General features: G+C 68.1%; 28 protein-coding genes. 7 read left to right on the top strand and 21 right to left on the bottom strand.

Features of this window, described 5'->3' with window-relative positions; genetic code table 11:
* Positions 1-110: 110 nt before the first annotated feature.
* The gene (locus AC07YS_RS05655; RefSeq protein ID WP_062469294.1) at positions 111-488 is read right to left on the bottom strand and encodes a tautomerase family protein; all 378 of its coding nucleotides are present in this window, start codon (positions 486-488) and stop codon (positions 111-113) included.
* Positions 489-570: 82 nt separating this feature from the next.
* Between AC07YS_RS05655 and AC07YS_RS05650 the strand changes: the two genes are divergently transcribed.
* Positions 571-1428: a LysR family transcriptional regulator gene (locus AC07YS_RS05650; protein ID WP_495267336.1), complete on the top strand. Its 858-nt coding sequence runs from the start codon at positions 571-573 to the stop codon at positions 1426-1428.
* A gap of 10 nt (positions 1429-1438) precedes the next feature.
* Here the strand turns inward: AC07YS_RS05650 and AC07YS_RS05645 are convergent, their stop codons facing one another.
* The gene (locus tag AC07YS_RS05645) at positions 1439-2041 is read right to left on the bottom strand and encodes an SMI1/KNR4 family protein (RefSeq protein WP_495267337.1); all 603 of its coding nucleotides are present in this window, start codon (positions 2039-2041) and stop codon (positions 1439-1441) included.
* Between the two features lie 158 nt (positions 2042-2199).
* Here AC07YS_RS05645 and kdsA point away from each other — a divergent pair, with 158 nt between their 5' ends.
* A complete protein-coding gene (gene kdsA, locus AC07YS_RS05640) occupies positions 2200-3051 on the top strand; it encodes a 3-deoxy-8-phosphooctulonate synthase (protein WP_495267338.1) in 852 nt (283 codons plus the stop codon).
* 23 nt (positions 3052-3074) lie between these two features.
* Here kdsA and AC07YS_RS05635 read toward each other — a convergent pair whose 3' ends face one another.
* The 19 genes from AC07YS_RS05635 to flgB all read right to left on the bottom strand — a co-directional run bounded on the left by AC07YS_RS05635 (position 3075) and on the right by flgB (position 23228).
* Positions 3075-4133: a hypothetical protein gene (locus AC07YS_RS05635; RefSeq protein WP_495267339.1), complete on the bottom strand. Its 1059-nt coding sequence runs from the start codon at positions 4131-4133 to the stop codon at positions 3075-3077.
* A 184-nt stretch (positions 4134-4317) separates the two neighbouring features.
* Complete coding sequence (locus AC07YS_RS05630) at positions 4318-4941, bottom strand: pentapeptide repeat-containing protein (RefSeq protein WP_495267340.1); 624 nt, start codon at positions 4939-4941, stop codon at positions 4318-4320.
* Positions 4942-5089: 148 nt separating this feature from the next.
* Positions 5090-6301 carry a flagellar hook-associated protein FlgL gene (gene flgL / locus AC07YS_RS05625; protein WP_495267341.1) on the bottom strand — a complete coding sequence of 404 codons (1212 nt, stop codon included), beginning with the start codon at positions 6299-6301 and terminating at the stop codon, positions 5090-5092.
* 33 nt (positions 6302-6334) lie between these two features.
* Positions 6335-8287 carry a flagellar hook-associated protein FlgK gene (flgK, locus tag AC07YS_RS05620; protein ID WP_495267342.1) on the bottom strand — a complete coding sequence of 651 codons (1953 nt, stop codon included), beginning with the start codon at positions 8285-8287 and terminating at the stop codon, positions 6335-6337.
* A 123-nt stretch (positions 8288-8410) separates the two neighbouring features.
* Positions 8411-10129 carry a methyl-accepting chemotaxis protein gene (locus AC07YS_RS05615; protein ID WP_159278095.1) on the bottom strand — a complete coding sequence of 573 codons (1719 nt, stop codon included), beginning with the start codon at positions 10127-10129 and terminating at the stop codon, positions 8411-8413.
* Between the two features lie 10 nt (positions 10130-10139).
* A complete protein-coding gene (locus AC07YS_RS05610) occupies positions 10140-10664 on the bottom strand; it encodes a chemotaxis protein CheW (protein ID WP_255221027.1) in 525 nt (174 codons plus the stop codon).
* A 16-nt stretch (positions 10665-10680) separates the two neighbouring features.
* The gene (locus AC07YS_RS05605) at positions 10681-12303 is read right to left on the bottom strand and encodes a methyl-accepting chemotaxis protein (RefSeq protein ID WP_495267343.1); all 1623 of its coding nucleotides are present in this window, start codon (positions 12301-12303) and stop codon (positions 10681-10683) included.
* 16 nt (positions 12304-12319) lie between these two features.
* Complete coding sequence (locus AC07YS_RS05600; protein ID WP_495267344.1) at positions 12320-13900, bottom strand: methyl-accepting chemotaxis protein; 1581 nt, start codon at positions 13898-13900, stop codon at positions 12320-12322.
* Positions 13901-14090: 190 nt separating this feature from the next.
* Positions 14091-14372 carry a hypothetical protein gene (locus tag AC07YS_RS05595; RefSeq protein WP_307637168.1) on the bottom strand — a complete coding sequence of 94 codons (282 nt, stop codon included), beginning with the start codon at positions 14370-14372 and terminating at the stop codon, positions 14091-14093.
* 7 nt (positions 14373-14379) lie between these two features.
* Positions 14380-15945, bottom strand: a complete 1566-nt coding sequence (locus AC07YS_RS05590; RefSeq protein WP_495267345.1) for a methyl-accepting chemotaxis protein — start codon at positions 15943-15945, stop codon at positions 14380-14382.
* A gap of 70 nt (positions 15946-16015) precedes the next feature.
* A complete protein-coding gene (flgJ, locus tag AC07YS_RS05585) occupies positions 16016-17008 on the bottom strand; it encodes a flagellar assembly peptidoglycan hydrolase FlgJ (RefSeq protein ID WP_495267346.1) in 993 nt (330 codons plus the stop codon).
* A gap of 10 nt (positions 17009-17018) precedes the next feature.
* Positions 17019-18140, bottom strand: coding sequence for a flagellar basal body P-ring protein FlgI (locus tag AC07YS_RS05580; RefSeq protein ID WP_492685863.1), 1122 nt, complete (start codon positions 18138-18140; stop codon positions 17019-17021).
* Positions 18140-18835: a flagellar basal body L-ring protein FlgH gene (locus tag AC07YS_RS05575; protein ID WP_095946601.1), complete on the bottom strand. Its 696-nt coding sequence runs from the start codon at positions 18833-18835 to the stop codon at positions 18140-18142. The genes AC07YS_RS05580 and AC07YS_RS05575 overlap by 1 nt, the downstream gene beginning before the upstream one ends.
* Positions 18835-19617 (bottom strand): flagellar basal-body rod protein FlgG, encoded by a 783-nt coding sequence (gene flgG, locus AC07YS_RS05570; protein ID WP_062469245.1) that lies wholly within the window; start codon positions 19615-19617, stop codon positions 18835-18837. The genes AC07YS_RS05575 and flgG overlap by 1 nt, the downstream gene beginning before the upstream one ends.
* A 23-nt stretch (positions 19618-19640) precedes the next feature.
* Positions 19641-20387, bottom strand: coding sequence for a flagellar basal body rod protein FlgF (locus AC07YS_RS05565; RefSeq protein ID WP_159274365.1), 747 nt, complete (start codon positions 20385-20387; stop codon positions 19641-19643).
* A gap of 13 nt (positions 20388-20400) precedes the next feature.
* Complete coding sequence (gene flgE / locus AC07YS_RS05560; RefSeq protein ID WP_495267347.1) at positions 20401-21615, bottom strand: flagellar hook protein FlgE; 1215 nt, start codon at positions 21613-21615, stop codon at positions 20401-20403.
* An 82-nt stretch (positions 21616-21697) separates the two neighbouring features.
* Positions 21698-22384, bottom strand: coding sequence for a flagellar hook assembly protein FlgD (locus tag AC07YS_RS05555; protein WP_070061527.1), 687 nt, complete (start codon positions 22382-22384; stop codon positions 21698-21700).
* A gap of 44 nt (positions 22385-22428) precedes the next feature.
* On the bottom strand, positions 22429-22824 hold the full coding sequence (gene flgC / locus AC07YS_RS05550) for a flagellar basal body rod protein FlgC (protein ID WP_062469232.1): 396 nt from the start codon (positions 22822-22824) through the stop codon (positions 22429-22431).
* Positions 22821-23228, bottom strand: a complete 408-nt coding sequence (gene flgB / locus AC07YS_RS05545) for a flagellar basal body rod protein FlgB (RefSeq protein WP_495267348.1) — start codon at positions 23226-23228, stop codon at positions 22821-22823. The genes flgC and flgB overlap by 4 nt, the downstream gene beginning before the upstream one ends.
* 221 nt (positions 23229-23449) lie before the next feature.
* Between flgB and flgA the strand changes: the two genes are divergently transcribed.
* The 5 genes from flgA (at position 23450) to AC07YS_RS05520 (ending at position 26395) form a co-directional block, all read left to right on the top strand.
* A complete protein-coding gene (flgA, locus tag AC07YS_RS05540) occupies positions 23450-24148 on the top strand; it encodes a flagellar basal body P-ring formation chaperone FlgA (protein ID WP_495267349.1) in 699 nt (232 codons plus the stop codon).
* 96 nt (positions 24149-24244) lie between these two features.
* A complete protein-coding gene (gene flgM, locus AC07YS_RS05535) occupies positions 24245-24541 on the top strand; it encodes a flagellar biosynthesis anti-sigma factor FlgM (protein ID WP_495267350.1) in 297 nt (98 codons plus the stop codon).
* Complete coding sequence (locus AC07YS_RS05530) at positions 24538-24993, top strand: flagella synthesis protein FlgN (RefSeq protein WP_495267351.1); 456 nt, start codon at positions 24538-24540, stop codon at positions 24991-24993. The genes flgM and AC07YS_RS05530 overlap by 4 nt, the downstream gene beginning before the upstream one ends.
* Positions 24994-25003: 10 nt before the next feature.
* Positions 25004-25438, top strand: a complete 435-nt coding sequence (locus AC07YS_RS05525) for a YadA-like family protein (protein ID WP_495267352.1) — start codon at positions 25004-25006, stop codon at positions 25436-25438.
* A 123-nt stretch (positions 25439-25561) separates the two neighbouring features.
* Positions 25562-26395, top strand: a complete 834-nt coding sequence (locus AC07YS_RS05520) for a response regulator transcription factor (protein WP_390350035.1) — start codon at positions 25562-25564, stop codon at positions 26393-26395.
* Positions 26396-26803: the final 408 nt, after the last annotated feature.

Genomic DNA, 26803 nt, shown 5'->3' with positions numbered 1-26803 from the left:
AAGCGTCCGGTCGGGAAGAGGAAGCCGGCCTCTTTCAAATTCCGTCCGCCAGTTTTCTGGAATCGCGCGATGGATGCAGGCTTTCTTTTGGAGGCTGAAGCAGCCATTCCTCAGGCAAATTGCGCCAGCCCATGCCCGACGGACCAGTTCTCCCTGGGTGCATCGGCCAGGGTCACGAACACATCCTCCGGCCGTATCCCCGGACTCTCGGCCAGCAGCTGCGCAATGCGCTGGAACAGCGCCTTCTTCTGCTGCGCGGTGCGCGTGTTGAAAACGGTGATCTGGATGTACAGGAGATCGTCGCTGCGCGCGACGCCAAAGGCGCCTCCATATCGGAAGTTGGCGGCCTCGTGCTCGGTGATCGTCATGAACTGGTCGTCTTGCGGCACGTTCAACGTGTCGCGCAGGGCGCGATAGAGGCTGTCGAAGATCGCCTGCCGGTACGCCTCTGGCTTTCCCGCGCGCATCGAGATATGAATGGTGGGCATCGCTACTCCGGTCATCTTGGAACAGCGGATGTTATGTATTCGGATTTGCTATTGATACTTATCTCAATAACAATCTTTTGTCATGACTGACCGCCCGCTGGATCTCGATGCCGTTCAGGCCTTCGTTCGCATCACCGAACTGGGCAGCTTCACGCGCGCCGCAGAAGTCATGCAGACCACGCAGGCAGGGATCAGCCTGAAACTGAAACGCCTCGAAGACAGGCTGGGTTGCCGGCTTCTGGAGCGCACACCCCGGCACGTGGAACTGTCGGCGCGCGGTGCCGCCTTCCTGGGACATGCCCGGGAACTCCTGGCGGTCCACGATCGCACGCTGGCGGCCTTTGCGAGCGCCCGCCAGCGGCTGACCATCGGCATCAGCGACCACGTCGCGGGCCCGGAGTTGCCCGCGCTGATCGCCCGCATGAACGCGCAAGACGCGCAGCTGCTGATCGATATCCGGATCGGTTCGTCGGGCGATCTGCTCCAGAGCTACGACCGACGCGAACTCGACACGGTCATCGTCCGGCTGCATGCCGGACGCACGGACGGGAAGCTTCTGACGCAGGAGCGCTTCGGCTGGTTCGCTGCCGCGGGCTGGCTGCACCGCGTGGGTGAGCCCCTGCCGCTGGCCACGATGGCGCAGCCCTGCGGCGTGCGCGCGCTGGCGGAGCAGCTTTTGGACACGGCCGGCATCCCGTGGACCGAAGTCTTTGTGGGGGGCGGCGTCGCGGCCGTGGCGGCGGCGGTGATGGCCGGCCTGGGCGTCGCGGCCTTGGCGCCGCGCATGCTGCCCCTGGGCTGCGTCGACGTGGGGCCGAAGCTGGGTCTGCCCGACCTGCCGCGCCTGCCGGTCCTGCTGCACTCCCGGGTCCGGGAGGCTCGGGCGCGGGAGGCCGTGGACGCACTGTCTGCGGCGTTCAGGAGCGTGGCGAGAAACTGATCCGACCGCGTCAGGGCGCGCGTTCGTCCACCACGAAGCCCCAGAAATCGTCGCCGCAGTGGATGCAATGGTCCAGGAAGGATTGCATGCCGCTGGCGTGGAACCACACCAGGCCCTGCGCTTCGTCGCACAGCGCATCGGCCTGCGCGTCCAGGCTGAGCGACGGGAGGTGGGCCGGCTCCATGTCGGCCAGAAATTCCTGCGTGTCCAGCTTGCCTGCAAAGAGGTCGTGGTCGAGGCTGGCGATCCTGCCCTTGTGCCGGCCGTGCAGCACCTCCACGAACGGGTTGCCCGCAGGGTCGCTGCCGATGTCCAGAAACCAGGCGGCCAGCAGGCTCTCGGCCTGCAGTGTCTCCAGGTCGCAGTGGGGGTCCGATGCGCCGAAGCTGTTGAGCACCCGGAAGTTGGCGTGCGACGCGCTGCTCGCCGTGCCGTCTGGCTGCACATAGGCAGCGATGTCGCCGGCCTGTTCCATCTCGTACAGGGAGAAGCCGTTCTGGGTTCGCAGGAAGGTGGCGTAGGCGTTCGAGAAACCGAGGCGGCGCTGCAGCGTGTCGACCGCCTGAGCGGAGGCCGGTGCGCGGCCAAAGGGATTGGGGAAGAGTACTTTCATGGCGTGCGCTGCAGCCTAACGCGGATCACGGCGCACCGGCCCCGCGTCGCTTTCGTGCACCGCCCCTATCGGCCAGGCAGGTTCAGGCCGTAGCCCATTCTGGGCCAGAAGCCGAACCGCGAGAATGCGGGGCAACAGACACTTCAGAGGAGCTCGCCTTGACCACCGTCGCCATCACCCCCGCCATCACCGTCAGCAACAGCAGTGCCTTTGTCCTGTTCGGCGGCGTGAACGTCCTCGAGTCGAAAGACATGGCCCTGCGTGCCGCGGAAGAGTACGTGCGGGTCACCCAGAAGCTCGGCATTCCCTATGTCTTCAAGGCGAGCTTCGACAAGGCCAATCGCTCGTCCATCCATTCCTACCGGGGCCCCGGCCTGGAAGAGGGCCTGAAGATCTTCGAGGCCGTCAAGGCGGCGTTCGGCGTGCCCGTTCTCACCGACGTGCACGAGCCCTGGCAGGCGAAACCCGTCGCCGAAGTGGTGGACGTCCTGCAGCTGCCCGCGTTTCTCGCCCGCCAGACCGACCTGGTCGTCGCGCTCGCCCAAACCGGCAAGGTCATCAACGTCAAGAAGCCCCAGTTCCTGAGCCCGACGCAGGTGCTCAACATCGTGGAGAAGCTCAAGGAGGCGGGGAATTCCTCCGTCATCCTGTGCGACCGCGGCACCTGCTTCGGCTACGACAACCTCGTGGTGGACATGCTCGGCTTCGGCACCATGAAGAAGGTCACCGGAAACCTGCCGGTCATCTTCGACGTGACCCATGCGCTCCAGCAACGCGAGGCCAACGCCATCGCCTCCGGCGGGCGGCGCGAGCAGGTGGCCGAGCTGGCGCGTGCGGGCCTGGCGGTGGGCCTGGCGGGCCTCTTTCTCGAAGCGCACCCCGACCCGGCGCAGGCCAAGTGCGACGGTCCCAGCGCCCTGCCGCTGGACCAGCTGGAGCCCTTCCTCACGCAGCTGAAGGCATTGGACGACCTGGTGAAGTCGTTCGCGCCCCTTCACATCCGCGCCTGAACAGGACGCTCCCGCAGGGGCCTCTAGCGGCTGTCGAGCCGGGCCTTCATGTAGCAGGCCCGCAGCAGCGCCTGTTCGCGGTGGGGATCGTGCAGGCCATTGCCCATCGGCCGGGTCCGACTCGCCGCCTCCTGCAGCGCTCCGGCGTGGTACTCGGCCAGCGACTGGGGCGGAACGGCCAGCGCGCCTGCGGCGTATTCGACCCTGGCTTTTTCCGTCATCCAGCCCTGCACGCGCTCGCGAGACCCGGTGTGCGTGCGGCGGTAGTAGCGGTCGGCCTCCACCTCCGATTGATAGAAGGTGTCGATGGCGGTCCGCAGGGCGTCCGAGCAGCGCGACATCAGCATTTCCACGGAGGGTTCGCTGCGCGAGGATGCTCTCGCCGCGGGGACGCTGCCCGCCTGGACCGTCGGGCGTTCCGGCGCCGCGGCCTCGTTCGGCATGGCGGCCGAGTCGCAGTTCCTGGCGCCCGAATGCCTGCATTCGGAGACGAGCCGCACGTATTCCTGCTGATAGACCTTGCGCGTGGCCGCGCGGTCTTCGGGTGTCAGGTTGCCACAGCTGCGATCGAGGTACTCGATCATCGTGTAGTTGTGGACCCGGTCCGCGCCAGGGCCCGAGGCCTGCGTGGCGCGTTGCTGCAGCGCCTTGCATTCTTCAGATGAGGCGCGCGTTCGCTGCGAGGGCGCAGGATTCACGGCCTTCGCCTCCTTCTCGGAGAAGCAGTACCCCCGGTAGCCTCGCCCCTCCACATACCGCCACCGGCCCGTGCCCCGGTGCTTGGTCGAGCAGGCCCACCAGTGCACGGTGCCGTGCAGGAGGTTGCCCTCCTTCTTGCCGGGGCCCAGTGTGCTGAGTCCGCCGTTGGGACACTGGAAGGCCTCGGAGCTGTCGAAGAAGTGCTTGGTCTGCCGCGGGTTCTCGACGCAGAAGCCGACGTCGACGCTGTAGTTGCACTGGTTGAAAAGCGTGCTGTCCTTGCCGATGACGCAATGGCTGTCGGTGCCGTCGTTCGCAGCCAGGGCGGGCAAGGCCGTGCCCAGCAGGAAGACGCTCAGGGCCAGGGTGCGAACGATCGGCATGCTTTTCTCCTCCAGGATGGCGCCTGAATCTAGCCCGACGATTCGCAAACGAAATACCGCTTTTGTGGGAGGCCACGGGAACCGGTGGCCCGCCTCGCAAGACGCAAGTGGAGAAGCAATCCCACGCCAACGGCAGGCAGCGTGCTTCCTACCTCGTGTTCATCGCACCCGCGATGTCTCGCTTCTATTCCTCCGGCCTGACGTCCATTCCCAGCGCCTCGGCGATGGTCAAGGCTTGCACGGCGGTGATGACTGCGCCTTGGAGCTGCACGTGCTGCGGTTCGAGTGCGCTCAGGTCACTGCCACGCAGGTCGCAGCGCGAGAAGTTGGCGCTGTGCAGCCAGGCCCCCGACAGATCGACATCGCGAAGAACGCCGCCGTCGCACCGAGCGCCCGTGAGGTCGACCTCGCGCATCCGTGTGCCGTTGAACGACGCCTTGCGCAAGTCGGCCCCCGGGAGGCCGGCAAACGACCAGTCGCCGCCGACCGCTTTCATCACCTCGAACATGCAGCCATCGAACATGCTGCCGATGAACTTGCAATCGATGAAGCTGGCGTCGAAGAACTTGCAGGCGACAAACGTGCAATTGACGAAAGCCGCATCCGTGTGGACCGACGCATTGAAGCGCGCGCTCCGGAACGTGCAGTCGGTGAACACCGAGCCGGTGTTCCTGGCCTCCGTCATGTCCAGATCGCTGAACAGGACGGCGGTGTAGGTTTGCCGGTCGACGTCCTTGCCGTACCAGCGCTCTCCAGTCAGCGTGGTCCGGGTCGCAGGTGCCGGTGCCCCATATGCACGTTCGGCCATGGATCGATTCTCCGAGGAAGGTGGGGATGGTGCGCAGCTGCCAGGCGGACGACCGACGGCAGCCAGTCGACGCATTCTGCCCGCGTCCATCGCGACGATCGGCTTTCCCCCTCCGGTGGCCAGCACGCAGCCGCTGGCCACCCCACCCTCACAGGTAGTTGAAAAGCGAAATGCTGTTCAACTTGGCAAACGTCATCTGCGTCGCCTGCAGCGACGACTGCCGCTGGTAGAACTCGGAAATCGCCGTGTACGGATCGAGGTCCTCGATCGACGACAGGTAGCTTTCTTCCTGCAGCTTGTTCATCGCACCCGCGCTGTCGAGCGCCTGCAGCTCGACCTGGCGCGAGCCCACCGACGACAGCACCGTGAGCACGTTGTCGTGTGCGTTCGTGACCTTCACGTTAGCGGTGCTCAACGCATTGCGCAGCTGCGCCTGGGCCGCCGCGCCGCCGCCGTTGAGCGGTGCGCGCAGCGCGCTCACCAGCTCGCCCAGGGCCGCGAAGATGTCGGTGCCGGCGTTCTGCGCGGTCGACACGTCGAAGCTGTCGCCGGTGGCCGGCGTGCCGCTGATGGCGATCTGCACGCCGCCGAACGAGATCGGCGTGCCGGCGGTGAACGGGCCGCTCGCGGCCACCACGGGCGGCGTGTCCTTGGTCATCACCGTGTAGTCGGTGCCGGTGAAGCGGATCGTGAAATCCTTGCCGTAGTTCGGTGCGGTGGCGTCGGTGATGCTCACCGCGCCGAACACGCCCGAGCCGGTGTTGGCAGGTGAGCCCGAGGTCACGTAGCCCGCACCGCCCTGCACCGACTGGAAGATGCTGCGGCCGTCGTCCGAGGTCGACATCTGGCGCGCCACGTCGATCTGCATCAGCCGCTCGCCCTGGTCGCCCACGTACTGCACGCCGCCGCCGGCGGCCATCACGAAGGGCGGGCTGCCGCTCTTGAAGCCGGCGAACAGGTACTGGCCGCTGCCGTTGTCGCTGTTGGCCACGCCCACGAGCTGCTCCAGGCTGCTCTGGATGGCCGTGGCAAGCGAGCCGCGATCGGCGTCCGACAGGCCGCCGCCGCCGGCCTGCACGACCAGCGTCTTCACGTGCTGCAGGATCGACGTCACCGAGTCGAGTGCGTTCTCTTCGGTCGACAGCGCCAGTGCCGCGCGCTGGCGGCTGGTGGTGAACTGGGCGCCCTCCGCCAGCGTCTGGCTCACGCCCAGCGCGCGCGCCGCGCCCACCGGGTCGTCGCCGGCCGTCAGGAACTTGGAGTTGGTCGCCAGCTGCTGCTGGACCTTGAACAGCTTCTGCTGCTGCAGGCCCATCGACTGCAGGCTCTGTTCGTAGAAGGATTGGGTGCTGATGCGCATCGCGGGTCCTGGAATCTGTGCGGAGGTGAACGACTAGCTGCGGATGCCGAGGATGGCGTCGAACATCGCCGAGGCGGTCTGGATCACCTTGGCGTTGGCCTGGTACATCTGCTGGAACATCAGCAGGTTGCCGGTTTCCTCGTCCTGCACCACGCCGGAAATCGCGCGCTGGCTGGCCTTGATCTGGCCGGTCACGCTGTCCTGCGTGACGGCGGCCACCTTGATCGACATGGCGCGGTTGCCGACGTCGCTCACCAGTTGCGAGTAGGCGCCGTTGAAGGTCGCGGTGCCGTTCGACATCGTGGTCTTGCGCTGCAGCGCACCCAGCAGCAGCGCGTTGCCGCCGTCGGAGACACCGCCCGTGTTCTTGCCGATGGTGAAGGTGTCGCCCTGCGCGGGCGCGCCCGTCATGGCGACGGTGATGCCGTCGAAGCTCATCTTCGCGCCGGCCGTGTAGGGCACGGGCGTGCCGGCCGGGTAGCTGGTGGCGGTGCCGTCGGCGCGCGTGACGGTCACGGCCGAGCCGGCCGGAAAGCCCGACAGCGTGCCGGTGCCCGCGTTGAAGCTCAGCGTGACGTTGCCGGCCAGCGGCGAGCCCGGGTAGGCGGCATCGACGGTGGCCGCGCCCAGTGCGCCGCTGCCCTTGTTGCCCGCGGTGTTGCCGGTGATCACGGGCGAGGCGGCCGCCACCTTGGCCGGGTCGCGCACCAGCACCTCGAGGTCGCGCGCGCCGGTGCGCGTGGGCTGCACCAGGAACGAATCGCCGGCCTGCGCCGTGCCGCTCGCGGCCGTGAGGCTCACGCCGTCGAAGCTGATCGGGAAGGTGGTGAAGCTGCCCATCGGCGTCTTGTCCGACAGCCGCGTGACCGTGTAGGTGAGCGTGCCCGCCACGTCGGTGACGCTCACGTTGTAGTCGCTCGTGGTGAGCTTGGACGCATCGGTCAGCGTGGCGCCGAGCTCGAGGTTGCCGGCGTTGCCGGCATTGGCGATGGTGCCCGGCACGGCCTGCGAGAAGAAGTTCTGGCCCAGCGCGCCGTTCAGGTCCACGCCCAGCTTGTGCTGCGCGTTCACCGCGTCGGCCACCGACATGGCGAGCCGGCCGATGGCGTTCTGCGTGGGGATCAGCGTGTCCTTGCGGAAGGCCATGAGGCCGCCGAGCACGCCGCCGGTGAAGGCGCTGTCGTCCAGCTCGACGGTGTTGCCGGCAAAGCCCGACAGCGCCACCACCTGGCGCGTGGGGTCGGCCGACGACGTCACCGCCGCCATCTTGGAGGCATGGTCGCCCACCACCAGCGACTGGCCGGTGGCGATGAACACGTTGTACTTGCCGTCGTCCTGCTGCAGCACGCGCACGTCGACCACCTGGCTCAGCTCGCTCACGAGCTGGTCGCGCTGGTCGAGCAGGTCGTTCGGTGCCTGGCCGCCGGCCACCGCACTCATCTGGCTGATCTGCTGGTTCAGGCTGGCGATCTTGGCGGCGTAGGTGTTGATCTGGCTCACGCTGCCCACGATCTGCTCGTTGACCGAGGTGTTCAGGTCCGACAGGTACTGGTCGGTCGCGCGGAACTTGCTGGCCAGCGACTGCGCCGCGCTGATCATCTGCTGGCGCGCGGCCGGGTCGGCCGGCGTGTTGGCCACGCCCTGCACGCTGGTGAAGAAGCTCTGCATCAGCGGCGCGATGCCCGAGGTCTTGTCGGCCAGCAGCTGGTCGATGCGGTTGACCTGCACGCCGTTGGTGGCCAGCGCGGCCGACTGCGACTGCGCGGTGGCCAGCTGCGCCGTGAGGTAGCGGTCGTAGCTGCGCGACACGGTCGTCACGTTGGCGCCCGAGCCGATGAAACCCGAGCCGCTGGCGATGCCGCCGGCGGAGGCGATCTGCGCGATCTGGCGGCTGTAGCCGGCCGTGTACACGTTGGCGGTGTTGTGGGCCGTGGTCATCAGCGCGGTGCGGGCGACCGCGAGGCCGCTCAGACCTGTGTAGAACATGCTTCCGGACATAAGGCTTTACCTGTCAAAGGGGTGTGGGGGAGCGGCATCACGCGATGCCTCCCCATGGTTATCGGCAGCGCGCGCCCAAAGTTGAGGGCGTGTGCGCTCATACCGACTTGCTCAGAACTCCGACCAGTCGCCCTTGGCGTCGCCAGCCATGGCGAGCTGCGGTGCGCCGGTCGGTTCACGGCGCGTGGGCAGCGCCTTGGCGCGCGGCTTGGGCGTCGGCTTCGGCGGCTTGGGGATCGGCGTGATGCGCGTGAAGCTGGCGCGGGTCGTTGCGACCGCGTTCGCGTCGAGCTTGAAGACGCTCACGGCCTGCACGAGGGCGCCGGCCTGTTCCTGCAGCGACTGTGCGGCGGCCGAAGCTTCTTCGACCAGCGCCGCGTTCTGCTGCGTGACCTGGTCCATCTGCGTGATCGCCTGGTTGATCTGCTCGATGCCGGAGGTCTGTTCCTGGCTCGCGGCCGTGATCTCGCCCATGATGTCCGTCACGCGCTTGACGCTGCCCACGATCTCTTCCATCGTGCGGCCGGCTTCGGCGACCTGCTTGCTGCCTTCTTCGACCTTTTCTACCGAGTCACCGATCAGGGTCTTGATTTCCTTGGCGGCGGCTGCGGAGCGTTGGGCGAGGCTGCGGACTTCAGAAGCCACGACTGCGAATCCGCGACCTTGCTCACCTGCACGAGCCGCTTCAACCGCCGCATTCAACGCCAGGATGTTGGTCTGGAACGCGATGCCATCGATCACGCCGATGATGTCGACGATCTTCTTGGACGATGCATTGATCGAACCCATCGTGTCCACGACCTGCGACACGACCGCGCCGCCCTTGACGGCAACTTCCGAAGCGGAGACCGCCAGCTGGTTTGCCTGCCGCGCGTTGTCCGCGTTCTGCTTCACCGTCGAAGTCAGCTCTTCCATCGAAGCGGCCGTCTGCTCCAGCGAACTGGCCTGCTCTTCCGTGCGCGACGACAGGTCCTGGTTGCCCGAAGCGATCTGCCCCGAGGCCGTGGCGATGGTCTCCGTGCCCGTGCGCACTTCACCCACCACCTTGGCGAGATTCGCGTTCATGTCCTTCAGCGCCTGCATCAGCTGCCCGGTCTCGTCGCGGCTGTCCACGCGGATGTTCGCGCTCAGGTCGCCCGCGGCCACCGTCTCGGCCACGCCCACGGCCTTGGCCAGCGGACGCACGATGCTGCGCGAGATGAAGAAGGCGAACAGGCCGCCCAGCAGCACCGTGAGCGCCGTCAGCAGCAGGCGCAGGTTGAAGCTCTTCGCATTCGCCGCGTCGATGGCGTGGCTCATGTCGTCGATGGCGCGGCGTTCGATGGCCAGCAGCTCGAGCACGCGGTTCTCATAGGCCTTGGCGGCCGGCTGGAACGACAGCTGGTAGGCGCGCACGGTCTCGACCGTGTTGCCGCTGGCCTTGGCGCGGGTCACCTCGTCCTTGGCGGCCTGGTACTTGGCGCGCAGCTCGACGATGGACTTGTAGGTCGCCTTCTCTTCGTCGGTGACCAGCAGCGCCTCGACCTTGGCCATGGTCTCGCTGCCTTTCTTCACGCTCTCGGAGATCACGTCGGCAAACAGCATCGGCAGCGCCTCGTCGGTGGTGCGCGCGATCATCGAGGTGCGCGCGATGGCCGAGTAGGTCAGCACGTACCAGTCGGAAATGAGCCGCTCCTTGGCCAGCGGGCTCTGCATCATGATGCGCGTGGCTTCGGCGTTCTTGTGCGCCGACATCAGGCCCACCGCGCTGGAGATGAGCGTCAGCCCCAGCACGATGGCGAAGGCAAGGGTCAGGCGGGTGCCGATGCGAAGGTTCGAAAAGAATGTCATGGGGTGGTCCTCAAACGGTGGCGGCGGCTTCGATGAGGCCCATTTCTTCGCTGGACATCAGCCGGTCGATGTCCACCAGGATCAGCATGCGTTCATCCAGCGTGCCCAGGCCGATCAGGTAGTCGGTGTCGAGCACCGAGCCCATCTCGGGCGCCGGCTTGATCTGCTCGGCCGTGAGCGTGATCACGTCGGACACGCTGTCCACCACCATGCCCACCACGCGGCCCGCGATGTTCAGCACGATCACCACCGTGAACTGGTCGTAGGTGGGCGCGCCCAGCTCGAACTTGATGCGCATGTCGATGATCGGCACGATGATGCCGCGCAGGTTGACCACGCCCTTGATGTAGTCCGGCGCGTTCGCGATGCGCGTCACGGCGTCGTAGCCGCGCAGCTCCTGCACCTTCTGGATGTCGATGCCGTATTCCTCGTCGCCGAGCTTGAAGGTCACGACCTCCAGGCGGTTGGCCACGGCGGACGCGGACGGGGCCGCGCCGTTCGATCGCGGCGATGTGTCTCTGGTGTTGTTCAACATGTGTTCTTCTCCTCGTTCAATACGCATCCCGGGCGCCGGCACCCTCGCCCGCCCCGGTCCTGAATACCCCTGCGGCCCGGACCAGGCCCTCCGCCTGTTCCTGCAGCGACTGCGCCGTGGCCGACGCTTCTTCGACCAGCGCCGCGTTCTGCTGCGTCACCTGGTCCATCTGCGCGATGGCCTGGTTGATCTGCTCGATGCCCGAGGTCTGCTCCTGGCTCGCGGTCGTGATCTCGCCCATGATGTCGGTCACGCGCTTCACGCTGCCGACGATCTCCTGCATGGTGCGGCCGGCCTCGGCCACCTGCTTGCTGCCCGCCTCGACCTTCTCCACCGAGTCGCCGATGAGGGTCTTGATTTCTTTCGCCGCCGCGGCCGAGCGCTGCGCGAGGCTGCGCACTTCCGACGCGACCACGGCGAAGCCCTTGCCCTGCTCGCCCGCGCGCGCGGCTTCGACGGCCGCGTTCAGCGCGAGGATGTTGGTCTGGAACGCGATGCCGTCGATCACGCCGATGATGTCGACGATCTTTTTCGACGAGGCGTTGATCGAGCCCATCGTGTCCACGACCTGCGACACCACGGCACCGCCCTTCACCGCCACTTCGGACGCGGACACGGCCAGCTGGTTCGCCTGCAGGGCGTTGTCCGCGTTCTGCTTCACCGTCGAGGTCAGCTCTTCCATCGACGCCGCCGTCTGCTCCAGCGAGCTGGCCTGCTGCTCGGTGCGCGAGGACAGGTCTTCGTTGCCCGAGGCGATCTGGCTCGACGCTGACATCACGCCCGCGACGTTCGCGCCCACGTCCGCGACGATCGCGAAGAGGTTGGCGCTCATCTGGTTCAGCGCGCGCAGAAGCCCCGCGATCTCGTCGCCCGGCCGCACCGTGAAGCGCACGAGGTCGCCGCCCGCGATGGTGCGTGCGACCTCGATGGCTTCGTCGAGCGGACGGAACACCGTGCGCCCGAGGAACGCACCGAGGCCCAGCCAGGCCAGCGCGGCGCCGAGGCTGCCCGCTGCCACGGCGGTGGGCAGCCAGCTGTGCGCGCCGGACGCTGCCGTCAGGCGGGACGCTTCCATCCAGCCCAGCGCGCCCAGGCCTGCTGACAGCGCAGCCCCCGCGACGGTCACGCCGAACACGCGGCGCCGCACCGGGATGCGCCGCAGCCGCGCCAACGGATGGGCCCAGCCGCTGCGCACCACTTCGCCCTGCAACAGCTCGAGGCCCTTGGCCTCGCCCTCGCGCATGCGGCGATAGAGCGCATCGGCGGCGGCCACGTCCTCGCGCGCGGGACGGCTGCGCACGGACATGTAGCCCTCCACGCGGCCCTGGTGGCGGATCGGCGTGACGTTGGCGAGCACCCAGTAGAAGTCGCCGTTCTTGCGCCGGTTCTTGATCAGGCCGGTCCAGGGCAGGCCCTGGTCGAGCGTGCGCCACAGGTCGGCGAAGGCCTCGGGCGGCACGTCGGGGTGGCGCACGATGTTGTGCGCCTTGCCCAGGAGTTCGCCGGCCGTGAAGCCGCTGGCCGCGACGAAGGCCGGGTTGACGTAGGTGATGCGGCCCTTGAGGTCGGTGCGGGACACCAGGGCCTCTTCCTTCGAGAGTTCGTATTCGATGTCGGTGACGGGCAGATTGACACGCATGGCCGGTGCGTCGCCTTCAGGCCAGGGCCAGCGCGTTGCCGTGGCTGCTGCTGCCGCCGAGGCGGAACACGCCGACGACCTGCGACAGGCTGCCCGCCTGCTCCTGCAGCGACTGCGCGGCGGCCGACGCTTCCTCGACCAGCGCCGCGTTCTGCTGCGTGACCTGGTCCATCTGCGTGATCGCCTGGTTGATCTGTTCGATGCCCGAGGTCTGCTCCTGGCTGGCCGCGGTGATCTCGCCCATGATGTCCGTCACGCGTTTGACGCTGCCTACGATCTCTTCCATCGTGCGGCCGGCTTCTGCGACCTGCTTGCTGCCTTCTTCGACCTTTTCCACCGAGTCGCCGATCAGGGTCTTGATTTCCTTGGCGGCGGCTGCGGAACGTTGAGCCAAGCTGCGGACTTCGGAGGCCACGACTGCAAAGCCTCGGCCTTGTTCACCCGCGCGGGCAGCTTCAACCGCTGCATTCAGCGCCAGGATGTTGGTCTGGAATGCGATGCCATCGATCACGCCAATGATGTCGACGATCTTCTTGGAAGATGCATTGATCGAGCCCATCGTGTCCACGACCTGCGACACGACAGCGCCACCCTTCACTGCGACTTCCGAAGCAGAGACGGCCAGTTGGTTCGCTTGACGTGCGTTGTCCGCGTTCTGCTTCACCGTCGAAGTCAGCTCTTCCATCGACGCGGCCGTCTGCTCCAGCGAGCTGGCTTGCTCTTCGGTACGCGACGAAAGGTCCTGATTGCCCGAAGCGATCTGCCCCGAGGCCGTGGCGATCGTCTCCGTGCCCGTGCGCACTTCACCCACCACCTTGGCGAGATTCGCGTTCATGTCCTTCAGCGCCTGCATCAGCTGGCCCGCTTCGTCGCGGCTGTCCACGCGGATGTTCGCGCTCAGGTCGCCTGCGGCCACGGTCTCGGCCACTTCGAGCGCATGGCCCAGCGGACGCACGATGCCCAGCGTGAGGCGCCAGGCGAACAGCGCGGCCAGCGCCAGCGCGATGGCCGACAGCACGAGCAGCGTGGTGCGGCCTTCGGTGTGGTCGGCCGCGATGCCCTTGGCGGCCGCGTCGATCTTCTCGCGCTGGTGGTTGGCCAGGTTTTCGACGGCGCCGGCGTAGACGGCGAGCGCCGCGCTGAACTTGGTGTCGACCAGCACATTGGCTTCGTCGATCTTCTTCTCGTCTTTGAGCTTGTTGAGCGTGCCCACGGTCTCGAGCACGACCACGCGCGCCGCGACCACCGCGGCATAGAGCGCCTTTTCTTCCGGCGTGGCGAGCATGGCTTCCAGCTGCTTCTGCGCCGGCGTGATGCGCGCCGAACCCGCCGCCTGGAGCTTGGCGAAATAGGCCGCCACCTCGGGGTCGGTGGTCTTGACCATCGCGTAGTTCGCCACCGTGTTCGACTTGAGCAGGCTGAGCCATTCGGCCGCCAGCCGCTCCTTGACGAGCGCGCCCTGCACCATCTCGTCGGTCGCCTGGCCCACGTTCGTGAGGCGCAGCACGCCGGTGCCCGCAATGAACGCCATCAGCAGCAGCAGCACCGCGAAGCCGAGCCCCAGGCGGGTGCCGATTTTCAGATCCTTCAAACTCATTGCGCTTCTCTTCCTTCAATAACGGGGGACGGTGGCCGCATCGCGCGGCAGGCCACCGGCATGACATGACGGCATGGCGGGACGGCGGCCTGCGCCACCCCGTCTCCCTGTTATCGGCAGCGCGCCGCCAGACTTGAGTCTTTTTTCTAAAGAAAGGCGCGGATCGGGGCGCGGGCGCATGCGTTCCCTGTCAGGCGTCGGTGGCGTTGACGTGCTGGAACACCCGGTCCAGCCGCTCGGCCACCTTGGCGTCGTGGTGGCTTGCACGGGCCCGCGCATGCGCCGCGAAGCCCGCGAGACCCAGGCCCGTCAGGCCGGCGGCACCTGCGAGTGCCCACACGGCATGGAGCGCCCAGGCGCAGCCGGTGCCGACGTGGAAGCCGAGGAAGAGCGCCACGGCCAGCAGCAGGAGCAATGCGGCGAAGCCCATGCCGACGCGGCGCAGGGCTTTCGGATGGAAATGCGTGGACACGGGGCGTTCAGGCCGCAACGGCTTCGTCGGCGTCGAGCTTGAAGGTGCTCACGGCCTCGACCAGGGCGCCGGCCTGTTCCTGCAGCGACTGCGCCGCGGCCGAGGCCTCTTCGACCAGCGCCGCGTTCTGCTGCGTGACCTGGTCCATCTGCGTGATCGCCTGGTTGATCTGCTCGATGCCCGAGGTCTGCTCCTGGCTCGCCGCGGTGATCTCGCCCATGATGTCCGTCACGCGCTTGACGCTGCCCACGATCTCTTCCATCGTGCGGCCGGCTTCTGCGACTTGCTTGCTGCCTTCCTCGACCTTTTCCACCGAGTCGCCGATCAGCGTCTTGATTTCCTTGGCGGCGGCTGCGGAGCGTTGAGCGAGGCTGCGAACTTCGGACGCGACCACTGCGAAGCCTCGGCCTTGCTCGCCGGCTCGTGCAGCTTCGACCGCGGCATTCAGCGCCAGGATGTTGGTCTGGAACGCGATGCCGTCGATCACGCCGATGATGTCGACGATCTTCCTGGACGACGCATTGATCGAGCCCATCGTGTCCACCACTTGCGACACGACAGCGCCGCCTTTCACTGCAACTTCCGAAGCCGACACGGCCAGCTGGTTCGCCTGTCGCGCGTTGTCCGCGTTCTGCTTGACCGTCGAGGTCAGCTCTTCCATCGACGCCGCCGTCTGCTCCAGCGAACTCGCCTGCTCTTCGGTACGCGAAGAAAGATCCTGGTTGCCCGCCGCAATCTGCCGCGACGCCACCGCGATCGAATCGGTCGAGGCCTTGATGCGCGTCACGAGGTCGGTGAGCGTGTCTTCCATCTCGCCCATGCCGCGCAGCAGCCGGCCGAAGTCGCCGCCGCGCTCGGTCTCGAATTCCTGGCTCAGGTCGCCGGAGGCCACGGTCTCGGCGATCAGCAGCGCCTCGGCCACCGGATCGGCGATGCTGCGCGTGAGCAGCCATGCGAGCACCGCGCCCAGCGCCAGCGCGGCCACGGCCAGCGCGACGATGTAGAGGAGGCCCGCACGGTACTGCGCGTCGATGGCGGCGGCGGTGCTGTCGATGTGCTTCTGCTGGTGCGTCACCATGGCGCGGATGCCCGCGTCGTAGCCGTCGAGCATCGGCAGCAGCTGCGTGTCGGTGCGCGTCGCGGCCTCGTCCTTGCGGCCTTCGGTCTTCAACTGGAGGATCTGCTGGCGCAGCGCGATGTACTCGCCGCGCCGCTTCTGGATGTCGGCGCTCAGCGCCAGCTCTTCCGGCGACACGAGCAGCGCCTCGAGCGCCTTCTGCGTCTCGGAGATGGTGGCGCTGGTGGCGGCGATCTGCTTTTGCAGGTGGGCCTGCACCTGCGCGTCGTCGCTCTTGAGCAGCGAGAAGGTGCGCACGCTGTTGGTGGCCGTGCCCAGCTGCCAGGCCGTGGCCAGGCGCTCCTTCGACAGGGTGCGCGAGGCCATGTCCTGCGTGGCCTCGCCCACGCCCTGCAGCCGCAGCACACCGATGCCCGCCACGGCCACCAGCAGCGCCAGCACCAGCGCAAAGCCGGCGCCCAGCCGCATTCCGATCGTCCAGTTCTTTATCGTCATTCGCTTGTCTCCTCTCGGGGCCTCTCGTGTCGTTGTTCTCGGGTCCGGGCAGTCAGGCTGTGCGACCGGCTCAGCCGAACTTCTGCATGATGCGAACCAGCTTCTCGCCGTAGCGCGGGTCGGTGGCATAGCCCGCGCGCTGCAGGCCGTGCGCCGCCTGCGCCGGGTCGGCGGTGGCCAGCACGTTCGCGTAGCGCGGGTTGCGCGTGATGAAGCGCGCGTAGTCGGTGAAGGCCTCCTCGTACGAGGCGTAGGCGCGGAACTTCGCGCGCACCTTCTGCGGCTCGCCGTCGATGTATTCGGTGGTGGTGGTCTCGACCGTCGCGCCCTTCCAGCCCTTGTCGGCCTTGATGCCGAAGAGGTTGAAGCTTTGCGTGCCGTCATCGGCGCGAATTTCTCGCTTGCCCCAGCCCGATTCGAGCGCGGCCTGCGCCAGGATCAGCGGCGCGGGCACGCCGCTGGCGGCGCTGGCCGCCTGCGCGGAGGCGCCCATGCGGTCCACGAACGCATCGACCTGGCCTTGCAGCGAGGCGTTCGCGACGGGTGCGGGGCCGCTCCTGACTTGATAGACGCCCAGGTCGGCCGCCGTCGACACGCGCGCGCCGGGCGCCGAGCCGATGGGGATGCCCGCGCGCGGGCCGTACGGCAGGCCGGCGGGCGGCTCCAGCGACATCGGCCGTGTGCCGATGCCCTCGTCGGCTTCGGGCGCCGCCGACGGTATCTGCCGCCGCAGCTGCGCCAGCATCGCCTCGGCCAGCCCCACGCCGCGTCCCGAGAGGTTCTGCGTGAGCTGCTGGTCGAACATCGACAAGTAGACCTTCTGGTCCTGGCTGTCGAGCAAGCCGCTCGAAGGCGTCGCCTCTCGCATGCTCTTGAGCACCATGTTCATGAACAGCGCCTCGAACTGGCGCGAGACCTGTTGCAGGCCTTCTTCGGGCGAGGTGCGCACAGTGCGCCGCAGCGCATCGACGCCCTGCACGTCGAGCGCGAAACGCTGGTCGAGCGCGCCGCTGCGGCTGGCCGCGTCGGTGCCGGTCCATGCGCTGTTGGGAGAGATGGTCATGCCGTCGACCTCAGATGATCTCGAGCTCGGCGCTCAGGGCCCCGGCCGACTTCATGGCCTGCAGGATCGACACCAGGTCCTGCGGGTTGGCACCCAGGCTGTTCAGTCCCTTGACCACATCGGCCAGCGAGGCGCCGCCGCGCACCATCTGGATCGCGCCGCCGCCCTGGTTGACGGAAATCTGCGAGGTCTGTGCCACCACCGTGCTGCCGCCCGAGAACGCGCCCGGCTGGCTGATCACCGGCTCGGTGTTGATCACCACCGACAGGTTGCCGTGCGCGATGGCGCAGTCTTTCACGCGCACCGCCTGGTTCATCACGACCGAGCCCGTGCGCGCGTTCACCACCACCCGCGCGCCCGCCTGCGTGGGCGTGACCTCGAGCTCCTGCAACTGCGCGAGAAAGCCCACGCGCCGCTGCGGCTCGGGCGCCTGCACGCGGATCACGCGTGCGTCCATCGCTTCGGCGGTGCCGGCGCCGAACTGGCGGTTGATGGCGTCCGTGGCGCGCTGCGCGGTGCCGAAGTCGGAGCGGTTCAGCTCGATGGTGAAGGAGCCCTCCGCGCCCACCGGCGCCTCGACCGTGCGCTCCACCAGCGCGCCGGCGGGAATGCGCCCCGAGCTCAGCTGGTTGACCTGCACCTTGCTGCCGTTGGCCGACGCACCCGCGCCGCCCACCACCATGTTGCCCTGCGCCACCGCGTAGGTCGCACCGTCCACGCCCTTGAGCGGCGTCATCAGCAGCGTGCCGCCGCGCAGGCTCTTGGCATTGCCCATGGACGACACCGTGACGTCGATGTTCTGCCCCGGCCGCGCGAACGACGGCAGCGTGGCCGTCACCATGACGGCCGCCACGTTCTTCAGCTGCATGTTCACGCCCTGCGGGATCGTGATGCCCAGCTGCTGCAGCATGTTGTTCAGGCTCTGCGTGGTGAACGGCGTCTGCATCGTCTGGTCGCCCGTGCCGTCCAGGCCGACCATGAGGCCGTAGCCGATGAGCGGGTTGTCGCGCACGCCCTGGATGCTGGCGAGTTCCTTCAGGCGTTCCGCATGCGCGGGCGCGATGAACAGGAGCGCGCACAGCGCCGCGATGCGCCAGCGATTCGAGGTGCGCGAAGACTGGAGGTGTGTCATCAGAATGGCATCACATTCAAGAAGATGCGCTGCATCCAGCCCATGTGCTGGGCCTCGTCGATGTAGCCCTTGGCCGAGTACTCGATGCGCGCATCGGCCACCAGCGTCGAGGGCACGGTGTTGTTGCCCGACACGGTGCGCGGGTTCACCACGCCCGAGAAGCGGATGTACTCCGTGCCCTGGTTGATGCCCATCTGCTTCTCGCCGCTCACCAGCAGGTTGCCGTTGGCCATGACGTCGGTCACGGTGACGGTGATCACGCCGTTGAAGGTGTTGTTGGCGTTGGCGCCGCCCTTGGCGTTGAGCGTGTTGGTGCCCGACAGCTTGGTCTCCTGCCCGTCGAGCAAACCGCCGATGAGCTTGGGAATGGCCGCGAACACGCTGGTCGTGTTGCCCGTGCGGCTGGCATTGGCGCCCGAGTTCTTGGTCGCGTTGACCTTCTCGCTGATGAGGATGGTGAGGATGTCACCGACGTTGCGCGGGCGGCGGTCTTCGAACAGCGCGTTGGCACCGGGGCCATCCTGGAAGATCGCACCGGGTGCACGTCGCGCCTGCACCGCCGCGTACTGGTCGGCACGCGCCGTCATCGGCTGGTGCACCAGCGGCTCGCGCGGCACCTGCGCGCAGCCGGCGGCCAGCGCGGTGGCGAGCAGCAGCGCCGCCGCCCGGCGAAGAAGACGCACCCCCGCCCGCATCACAACTGGGCCAGGCGCTGCAGCATCTGGTCCGAGGTCTGGACCGCCTTGCTGTTGATCTCGTACGAGCGCTGGGTGGCGATCATGTTGACCAGCTCTTCCACCACGTTGACGTTGGAGGCCTCGACATAGCCCTGGCTCAGCGTGCCCGCGCCGTCCACGCCGGGGTTCACCTGGTTGGGTGCGCCCGAGGCGTCGGTCTCGGCATACAGGTTCTCGCCCTGGCTCTGCAGGCCGGTCGGGTTGACGAAGGTCGCGAGCTGCAGCTGGCCGACCTGCACGGTGTTGGTGCCGCCCGCCTGCACCACCGACACGATGCCGTCGCGGCCCACGGTGATGCTGGTGGCGTTGGCCGGGATGGTGATGGCCGGCTGCACCGGGAAGCCGCTGGCCGTGACCAGCTGGCCGTCGCGGTCGGTCTGGAACGAGCCGTCGCGCGTGTACGAGGTGGTGCCGTCGGGCATCAGCACCTGGAAGAAGCCGCTGCCGCTGATGGCCACGTCGGTCGGCTTGTCGGTCTTGGTGAGGTTGCCCTGCGAGTGGATGCGCTCGGTGGCCACCACGTGCACGCCGGTGCCCACCTGCAGGCCCGAAGGCAGGCGCGTCTGGTCGGAGCTCTGGCCGCCGACCTGGCGCAGGTTCTGGTAGACCAGGTCTTCGAACACGGCGCGGCTGCGCTTGAAGCCGGTGGTGCCGACGTTGGCCAGGTTGTTGGAGACCACGTCGAGCTGCGTCTGTTGCGCGTCCAGGCCGGTCTTGGCGATGTAGAGGGAGCGGATCATTGAAAAGAGTTCCTGGAAGAGGGTCAGCCGTAGGCCAGCAGCTTGTTGGCGGTCTGCGCGTTGATGTCGGCGGTCTGCAGCGACTTCATCTGCATCTCGAAGCTGCGCGCGTTGGCGATCATGGCCACCATGGCATCGACCGGCTGCACGTTGCTGCCCTCGATGGCGCCGGAGATGAGCGTGACGGCCTCGTCGGCCTCGGCCGGCGGCAGGTCGGCGCGCATACGAAACAGGCCGTCGTCGCCGCGCACGAGGTCGGTCACGGGCGGGTTGACGAGCTTGAGCCGGCCCACCTCGGCGATGCCGGTGAGCGTGGTCGAGGCCGCGTCGCGCGAGCCCACGAGGCCGTTGGACGCGATGCTCACGGCCGAACCCGGCGGCACGGTGAGCGCGCCGTTGTCGCCCACCACGGGGCGCCCGCCCATCGTCGTGAGCTGGCCGTCGGCGCCGATCTGCAGGTTGCCGACGCGCGTGTAGGCCTCGCTGCCGTCGGCCGCCTGCACCACCAGCCAGCCCTGGCCGCCCACGGCCACGTCGAGCGCGCGGCCAGTCTGCGTGAGCGGGCCGTGGGTGAAGTCGGCGCCGGGCGTGGTGGCGGCCACGAAGGCGCGCGTGGGAGCTTCCTCGCCGACCACGGGCACGGCGCGGAAGGTCGCGATCTGCGCACGGAAACCCGGCGTCGAGACGTTCGCCATGTTGTTGGCGACCACGGCCTGCTGCTCCATGGCCTGCTTGGCGCCGCTCATGGCGACATACAGCATTCGATCCACGCAATGCTCCCGATCAGCGGATGTTCATGAGCGTCTGCATGACCTGGTCCTGCGTCTTCACGGTCTGCGCATTGGCCTGGTAGTTGCGCTGCGCGACGATGAGGTTCACCAGCTCGGAGGTCAGGCCGACGTTGGATGACTCCAGCGCGCCCGAGGCCAGCGAACCGGCCTTGGTGCCTTCGCCCGGCGTGCCGGTGAGCGCGTTGCCCGAGGCCTGCGTCTCGGCCCACACGTTGTTGCCCTTGGGCTCCAGGCCGTTCGGGTTGGCGAACGACGACAGCACGACCTGGCCCAGCAGGCGCGTCTGCTCGTTGGAGAACTTGCCGGTGATGGTGCCGTCGGGGTTGATCGAGAACGCGGTGAGCTCGCCCGACTTGTAGCCGTCCTGGCCCAGCTTGCTCATGCCGTTGGCGCTGCCGAACTGCGTGGTGCCCGTGAGGTCGACCGAGGCGGTGAGCGGCGAGGCGCCGTTGGTGAAGGTGAGCGGCCCGATGTTGAACGCGCCCGAGGCCGGTGCGGTCATGACGCCCTTGGCATCGAAGGTCACGTTGGACAGCGCGGCGCCGCCGTTCAGCGGTGCGCCGTCGGAGGTGCCGTACACGCTCCAGGTGTTGGCCGCCGCCTTCACGAAGTACACGGCCACGTCATGCGGGTTGCCCAGCGAGTCGTAGATGGGGCCGATGGCGTTCGGATAGTTGTAGGTCGCGGCGTCGGTGGGGTTGAACGGCGTCTTGGCGGGCACCGTGCTGCGCGCGTCGAGGTTGAACTGCGCGTCGATGTTGGCCGTGGGCTTGGGCGGCATCATGCCGCCCTGCACCTGGATCGGGCCCGGCGTGCCGCCGCTGATACCGCCGCTGGCGTTGGCGCCGTAGCCGGTGAGCTGCAGGCCCTGCGCGTTGACGATGTAGCCGTCCTTGTCGCGCGTGAACTGGCCGTTGCGCGAGTAGAAGACCTCGCCGCTGGGGCTGGCCAGGCGAAAGAAGCCGTCGCCGTTGAGGATGGCCACGTCCAGCGGGCGCGTGCTCGACTGCGTCACGCCCTGCGTGAAGTTCTGCGTCACGCCCGACACCGAGGCGCCCAGGCCCACGCGCGAGCCGGCGTACACGTCCTGGAAGGTGGCGGCGGCCGACTTGTAGCCCACCGTGCCCGAGTTGGCGATGTTGTTGCCGATGACGTCGAGGTTGGCCGCGGCCACGCCGAGTCCGCTGATGCCTTGGGAGAAACTCATGAGGGGGTCCTTGTTCGGTGCGAGGAAGAAGAGTGCGAAGGGCGCGGCCCGCACGGGCCATGCCGAAGACGAAGACGAAAGCTCAGAGGAACAGGCGCACGTCGCCCAGCCCGATGCTGGCGCCCGAGGCCAGCTCCAGCGTGACGCCGCCGGCGCCCTGCTTCACGGCGGCCACCTGCGAGAAGGTGAGCGCGGTGGCCTTCACCGTCGTGCCGTTGTTGCTGGCATCGACCGTGAAGCGGTAGGCGCCCGGCGGCACGGCCACGCCCAGGTCGTCCTTGCCGTCCCAGGTGACGGCGTTGACGCCTTCCTTCATGGCGCCCGCGTCGAGCGTGCGGATCACCTTGCCGGTGCTGTCGACGATCTTGATCTCGACATCGGCGGCGGTGCCCGGCAGCTGCACGGCGAAGGCCTGCGTGGCGGGGTCCTTGCCGTCTTCGGGCTTCTTGGTGGTGAGCACGTCGCCGGGCGACAGCACGTTGTAGCCGATGAGCGAGGTGGCCTGCAGCAGCTGGTTGGCGCCGGTCTGGTTGACCAGGCCCGAGAGCGTGGCGTTGAGCTTCTCGATGCCGCTCACGGTGCTCATCTGCGCGAGCTGCGAAGTGAGCTCGGCGTTCTGCATCGGGTTGAGCGGGTCCTGGTTGTTCAGCTGCGTGACCAGCAGCTTGAGAAAGCGCTGCTCGCTGTCGGCACTGGAGACGTTGTTGTTGCTGTTCGCCGCCGTGGGCGCGTTCAGCCCGCTGATGGACGAGGTGTCGGAGAGGGCCATGGGGTCGGTGTTCTTCCTGCGGGAGGCGCGTGTGCGTGCGGGGGTTACTGGCCGATGGTCAGCGTCTTGACCATCAGCGTCTTGGCGGTGTTGAGCACCTCGACGTTGGCCTGGTAGCTGCGCGAGGCCGAGATCATGTTGGTCATCTCCTCGACCACGTTGACGTTGGGCATCGCCACGTAGCCTTCGGCGTTGGCGTGCGGGCTCTTGGGGTCGAACACCAGCTTGGCGGGCGACGGGTCTTCGATGACACCCGCCACCTTGACGCCGCCGATGTCGCGCCGCCCCGATGCCGCCACCTCGAACACCACCTGCTTGGCGCGGTAGGGCTGGCCGTCGGGGCCGGCCACGCTCTCGGCGTTGGCGAGGTTGCTCGCGGTCACGTTCATGCGCTGCGATTGCGCGGTCATGGCGGAGCCCGCCACGTCGAAGATGTTCATGGCTGTACCGCCGACAGGAGCGACTTGATCTTGGCGTTGATGAGGGTCAGGTTCGACTCGTAGCGCAGCGCGTTGTCGGCGAAGGCCACGCGCTCGACGTCCATCTCGACCGTGTTGCCGTCGAGGCTGGACTGGTGCGGCACGCGGTACAGCAGGTCGTCGCCGGTCGTGGCCTGTGCCTGGCCCGCGAGATGGCGCGACGAGGTGGTGGCCATCGACACCAACGAGGCGGCGCGGCCGCGCTCGACGGCGTCGCTCAGGCGCGCGCCGAAGTCGAAGTCGCGCGCCTTGTAGTTCGGCGTGTCGGCATGGGCGATGTTGGCCGCGAGCACCTCCTGGCGCTGGGCCCGGAGATGGAGCGCTTCGCGGTGGAAGCGAAACGCCGCATCCAGCTTGTCGATCATCTTTGTTCCATCTGTTGAGGCGTCGCCAGTGCACGGGGCGCAGCGACCGATGGAAAGCAAGTCTATGCATGCGGCGCGTTGGCAATCGCCCGAACAAAGGGGGGTTTCGCCTGCTGCTCGCACCTTCGCCGGCGGGGCGAATTCATAAGAATCCAGGGGCGCCGGTTGCGGCTTTCATGCATCGGCGTCCTCATTTTTCTGGCCCTCTTCTTTCGCTTTCGATGACCCTCTCGCCGCTTTGCCAACGCCTGCTGCGCACCGCCTGCGCGGTGGGGCTGTCGTGCGCGATGTCGACCGGTGCGATCGCAGGCGACACGGCTGCGAAGGCCGTCGAGACCTACCTCCAGGTGCAGAGCGCCGGCCTGCCGGGCCAGGTGACGGTCAGCCTCGAAGGACGCGGCACCGAGGCCCTGCCCCCGTGCGAAGCGCCTGAGGTGTTCCTGCCGCCGGGCGTCACGCCGTGGGGCCGCCTCTCGGTGGGCGTGCGTTGCCATGCCGAACGGCCGTGGACGCGCTTCGTGCAGGCGCGTGTCGCGGTGGAAGGCCGCTACCTGGTGGCGGCGCGCGCCATCGACGCGGGCCGCGCGCTGGGCGCCGGCGACGTGGTCGAGCGCACCGGCGACCTCACGCGGCTGCCGCGCTCGGCGGTCACCAGCGCGGCCGAACTGGTCGGCGTGGTGAGCGCCAACCGCGTCGCGCCCGGCGCCCCGATCCGCAAGGAGCTGCTGCGCGGCGTCGCCGTGATCCAGCAGGGCCAGGCCGTGAAGGTGGTGGCGCAGGGGCCGGGCTTTGTCGTCAGCACCGAAGCCAAGGCCCTGAGCGGCGCCGCGGTGGGCGCGGTGGTGCAGGCCAGGACGCTGGACGGCCGGGTGATTCGCGGCGTGGCCGACGAGGAAGGACAGGTCCGGCTGGTGCAGTAGCGGCCGCCGCGTTGGCGCAGGCTTCACTTCATGCACGCCCTTCCTAAAGTTCTTGCACCGGCTGCCGATATACGGGTCAGCCCCTGAGGAATCACCTTGAAAATCGATCCCACCGCCCCTTCGGCCACGCCCCTGCACCGCACGCCCGCACCGGGCGCGCCGGCTCCGTCGACGCCCGCCGAGGCCGTGCAACGCCCGAAGGAAGCGCCCCCCGTCTCCGCGCTCGTCCATGCGATGCCCGCCGCCGTGGGCGGCAGCGATTTCGACGCCGCGCGCGTGGCCGCGATCCGCGAGGACATCCGCGCCGGCCGCTACGAGATCCGCCCCGAGCGCATCGCCGACGGCCTGCTGGCCAGCGTGCGCGAGCTGCTCGCACCGAAGGGCCAGGCATGAGCACCTTGCTGGCGCACCTGCGCGCGGAAGCGGGCTGCATCGGGGAGTTTCTCGTGGCGCTGGACCAGGAGGCGCAGGCCATGTCCGCCAGCGACTTCGACGCGCTGAACGCCATCGCCGGCCACAAGACCGCGCTGCTGGACCGCATGGCAGAGCTCGACCAACAGCGCGAATCGCTGCAGGCGGCGCTGGGCTTCGCGCCCGGCCGCGCGGGTGCGGACGCCGCCGCGGCAGCGGGCGGTGCGCCGACGCGCCAGGCCTGGAACGAACTGCTCGCGCTCGCCGAAGACGCGCGCAACCGCAACCTGCACAACGGCACGCTCGTGTACGCGCACCTCGACTTCACGCAGCAGGCGCTGCACTTCCTGCAGGCCCGCGCCCAACCCTTCTACGGCCCCGACGGCGTGCGCAAGACGCAGGCCGGCGCGGGCACCCGGCTGGCCGCCGGCTGAAACAGCAGCCGTGAACGCGTCCGCACGTTTCGCCCCTCGACGCACCGCGATCCTGCGGGTGCTGATGCTGTGGCTCGCGTGCGCCGGCGCCCATGCCTTCGAACTGGCGCCCGCCGTGCGCCCGGACGACGCCATCAACCTGGGCCAGCTGCACCCGGTGCGCGCGGCCGTCGGCGAGACGGCGCGCATCGCCTACTCGGGCGCGGCCATGGCCATTGCCATGTCGGCCGCCTACGTGCCGACGTACCGGCCGGGCGAACAGGCGATCGGCCTGGCCTTCGGCAGCTACCGGGGCTATTCGGCCGCAGCGCTGGGCTTCAAGCGCAGCTCGGACGACGGCGACATGGCCTGGGGCATGGGCATGTCCAGCACGGGCCGGGACTGGGGCTTCAACGCGGGCATCGGCTGGAAGCTGCCGCGCAGCACGGCCGCCGCCCGCCCCTGAGCCCACGCCATCGCCCCGGGACGCCCTTCACCACCTTCGCATGGATGCCACCGACATGAAGACCTCTCCTGCCACGCCAACGCCCCGCCACGAGAAGGTCGCACGCCGGGGAGCCCGCGCGTGATGGCCGCGCAGCAGGGCGCGCGCCGCATCGCGATGGTGGGCTGCGACGAAGCGCAGCAGGCCGGCTGGGGCAACCGCCTGCGCCTGATGGGCTGCGATCCCGTGTGCTTCGACGACAGCACGGACTTCCTGCTGGCCATCACCCAGGGCCTGCAGTTCGGCCTGCTGCTGGTGGTGCTGAAGGACGAAGGCGCCTGGCCGATCCTCACGGCGATGTGCCGCGCGCTGCGCATTCCCATCTTCCTGGTGGCGCGCGCCTCGCAGCGCGACCTGCTGGTCGACGTGCTGTCGGCCGCGGGCGGCGAAACGCAGGGCGCGAGCATCGACTTCGCGGTGCTGCCCGTCGACGAGTTCGAGGTGGAGCTGCGCGTGCGCGAATCGCTGCGGCGCAACCGCACGCTGCTGCAGCCGCACGCCACGGCCGCGTGCTTCGGCGACTACCAGTTCCTGGGCGAGCGCCGCGTGGTGGTGTGCCACGGCACCGAGGTACGCCTGAAGCCACGCGAGTTCGAACTGGCGCTGCTGCTGTTTCGCAACGCCGGCCGGCTGCTGGAGCGCGACTGGCTGCTGGCCTCGCTGTGGGTGGATGCGCGCATCGAACGCACGAGCCGCACGCTGGACTGCTGCGTCGCCAGCATCCGCCGCAAGCTGTCGCTGCACAAGGGCGGCGAGTTCGTGCTGGTCTCGGTGTATGGGCGCGGCTACGAGCTGCGGCACATGGCGCCGGCCGCGCGGCGCGCGTCGGACGTCGACGAGGCGCCGCTGATCGACACCGCGGACTTCCCGGACACCTCGAACGAGCCCGTGTGGCTCGGCGAAAGCGCGCGAGCCTGAGCATGCGCCCGCGCGACAAGAAAACCGTGACGACCTCCGGCCTCGAGGAACCACCCCGAAGGGCGGGTGCCGAAGCGTCCTCTACCAACGCCAGAAGACCGTCGCCGCCAGTATCCGCGCCTTAGCTGAAGACAGGCTGAAGCCCCGCATAAAACCCTTCTGCTTCCGCACTCAGCCGCCAGTCAGTGAACGCACGTTCAATGGCGGGCACATCGTGAGGGGGAGATTCATTGCAGGACACCATGAGACTACTCGCAGAGGCATCGCTGATTCTTGCCCTGGCCATCGTCCTCGGCGGGTTGGTGCTCGGGCTGCTGGCGGGCCCACAGGATTCCGACGACTAGTGGGATGTCCGGGGTCGTGAAGGGTTAGCAGGTCAGTTCGCCCGGAAATAGATCCGCACGTCCG

The organism is Variovorax sp. GW458-11-26-14-LB1, assembly GCF_059423965.1.
Note: the sequence above shows the minus strand (reverse complement) of the source record. Positions and strands in the feature narration are given on the sequence as shown.

Coding starts and splice junctions, on each gene's coding strand:
- AC07YS_RS05655 (WP_062469294.1), bottom strand. CDS start 488: ATGCCCACCATTCATATCTCGATGCGCGCGGGAAAGCCAGAGGCGTAC.
- AC07YS_RS05650 (WP_495267336.1), top strand. CDS start 571: ATGACTGACCGCCCGCTGGATCTCGATGCCGTTCAGGCCTTCGTTCGC.
- AC07YS_RS05645 (WP_495267337.1), bottom strand. CDS start 2,041: ATGAAAGTACTCTTCCCCAATCCCTTTGGCCGCGCACCGGCCTCCGCT.
- AC07YS_RS05635 (WP_495267339.1), bottom strand. CDS start 4,133: ATGCCGATCGTTCGCACCCTGGCCCTGAGCGTCTTCCTGCTGGGCACG.
- AC07YS_RS05630 (WP_495267340.1), bottom strand. CDS start 4,941: ATGGCCGAACGTGCATATGGGGCACCGGCACCTGCGACCCGGACCACG.
- flgL (WP_495267341.1), bottom strand. CDS start 6,301: ATGCGCATCAGCACCCAATCCTTCTACGAACAGAGCCTGCAGTCGATG.
- flgK (WP_495267342.1), bottom strand. CDS start 8,287: ATGTTCTACACAGGTCTGAGCGGCCTCGCGGTCGCCCGCACCGCGCTG.
- AC07YS_RS05615 (WP_159278095.1), bottom strand. CDS start 10,129: ATGACATTCTTTTCGAACCTTCGCATCGGCACCCGCCTGACCCTTGCC.
- AC07YS_RS05610 (WP_255221027.1), bottom strand. CDS start 10,664: ATGTTGAACAACACCAGAGACACATCGCCGCGATCGAACGGCGCGGCC.
- AC07YS_RS05605 (WP_495267343.1), bottom strand. CDS start 12,303: ATGCGTGTCAATCTGCCCGTCACCGACATCGAATACGAACTCTCGAAG.
- AC07YS_RS05600 (WP_495267344.1), bottom strand. CDS start 13,900: ATGAGTTTGAAGGATCTGAAAATCGGCACCCGCCTGGGGCTCGGCTTC.
- AC07YS_RS05590 (WP_495267345.1), bottom strand. CDS start 15,945: ATGACGATAAAGAACTGGACGATCGGAATGCGGCTGGGCGCCGGCTTT.
- flgJ (WP_495267346.1), bottom strand. CDS start 17,008: ATGACCATCTCTCCCAACAGCGCATGGACCGGCACCGACGCGGCCAGC.
- AC07YS_RS05580 (WP_492685863.1), bottom strand. CDS start 18,140: ATGACACACCTCCAGTCTTCGCGCACCTCGAATCGCTGGCGCATCGCG.
- AC07YS_RS05575 (WP_095946601.1), bottom strand. CDS start 18,835: ATGCGGGCGGGGGTGCGTCTTCTTCGCCGGGCGGCGGCGCTGCTGCTC.
- flgG (WP_062469245.1), bottom strand. CDS start 19,617: ATGATCCGCTCCCTCTACATCGCCAAGACCGGCCTGGACGCGCAACAG.
- flgE (WP_495267347.1), bottom strand. CDS start 21,615: ATGAGTTTCTCCCAAGGCATCAGCGGACTCGGCGTGGCCGCGGCCAAC.
- AC07YS_RS05555 (WP_070061527.1), bottom strand. CDS start 22,384: ATGGCCCTCTCCGACACCTCGTCCATCAGCGGGCTGAACGCGCCCACG.
- flgC (WP_062469232.1), bottom strand. CDS start 22,824: ATGAACATCTTCGACGTGGCGGGCTCCGCCATGACCGCGCAATCGCAG.
- flgB (WP_495267348.1), bottom strand. CDS start 23,228: ATGATCGACAAGCTGGATGCGGCGTTTCGCTTCCACCGCGAAGCGCTC.
- flgA (WP_495267349.1), top strand. CDS start 23,450: ATGACCCTCTCGCCGCTTTGCCAACGCCTGCTGCGCACCGCCTGCGCG.
- AC07YS_RS05530 (WP_495267351.1), top strand. CDS start 24,538: ATGAGCACCTTGCTGGCGCACCTGCGCGCGGAAGCGGGCTGCATCGGG.
- AC07YS_RS05520 (WP_390350035.1), top strand. CDS start 25,562: ATGGCCGCGCAGCAGGGCGCGCGCCGCATCGCGATGGTGGGCTGCGAC.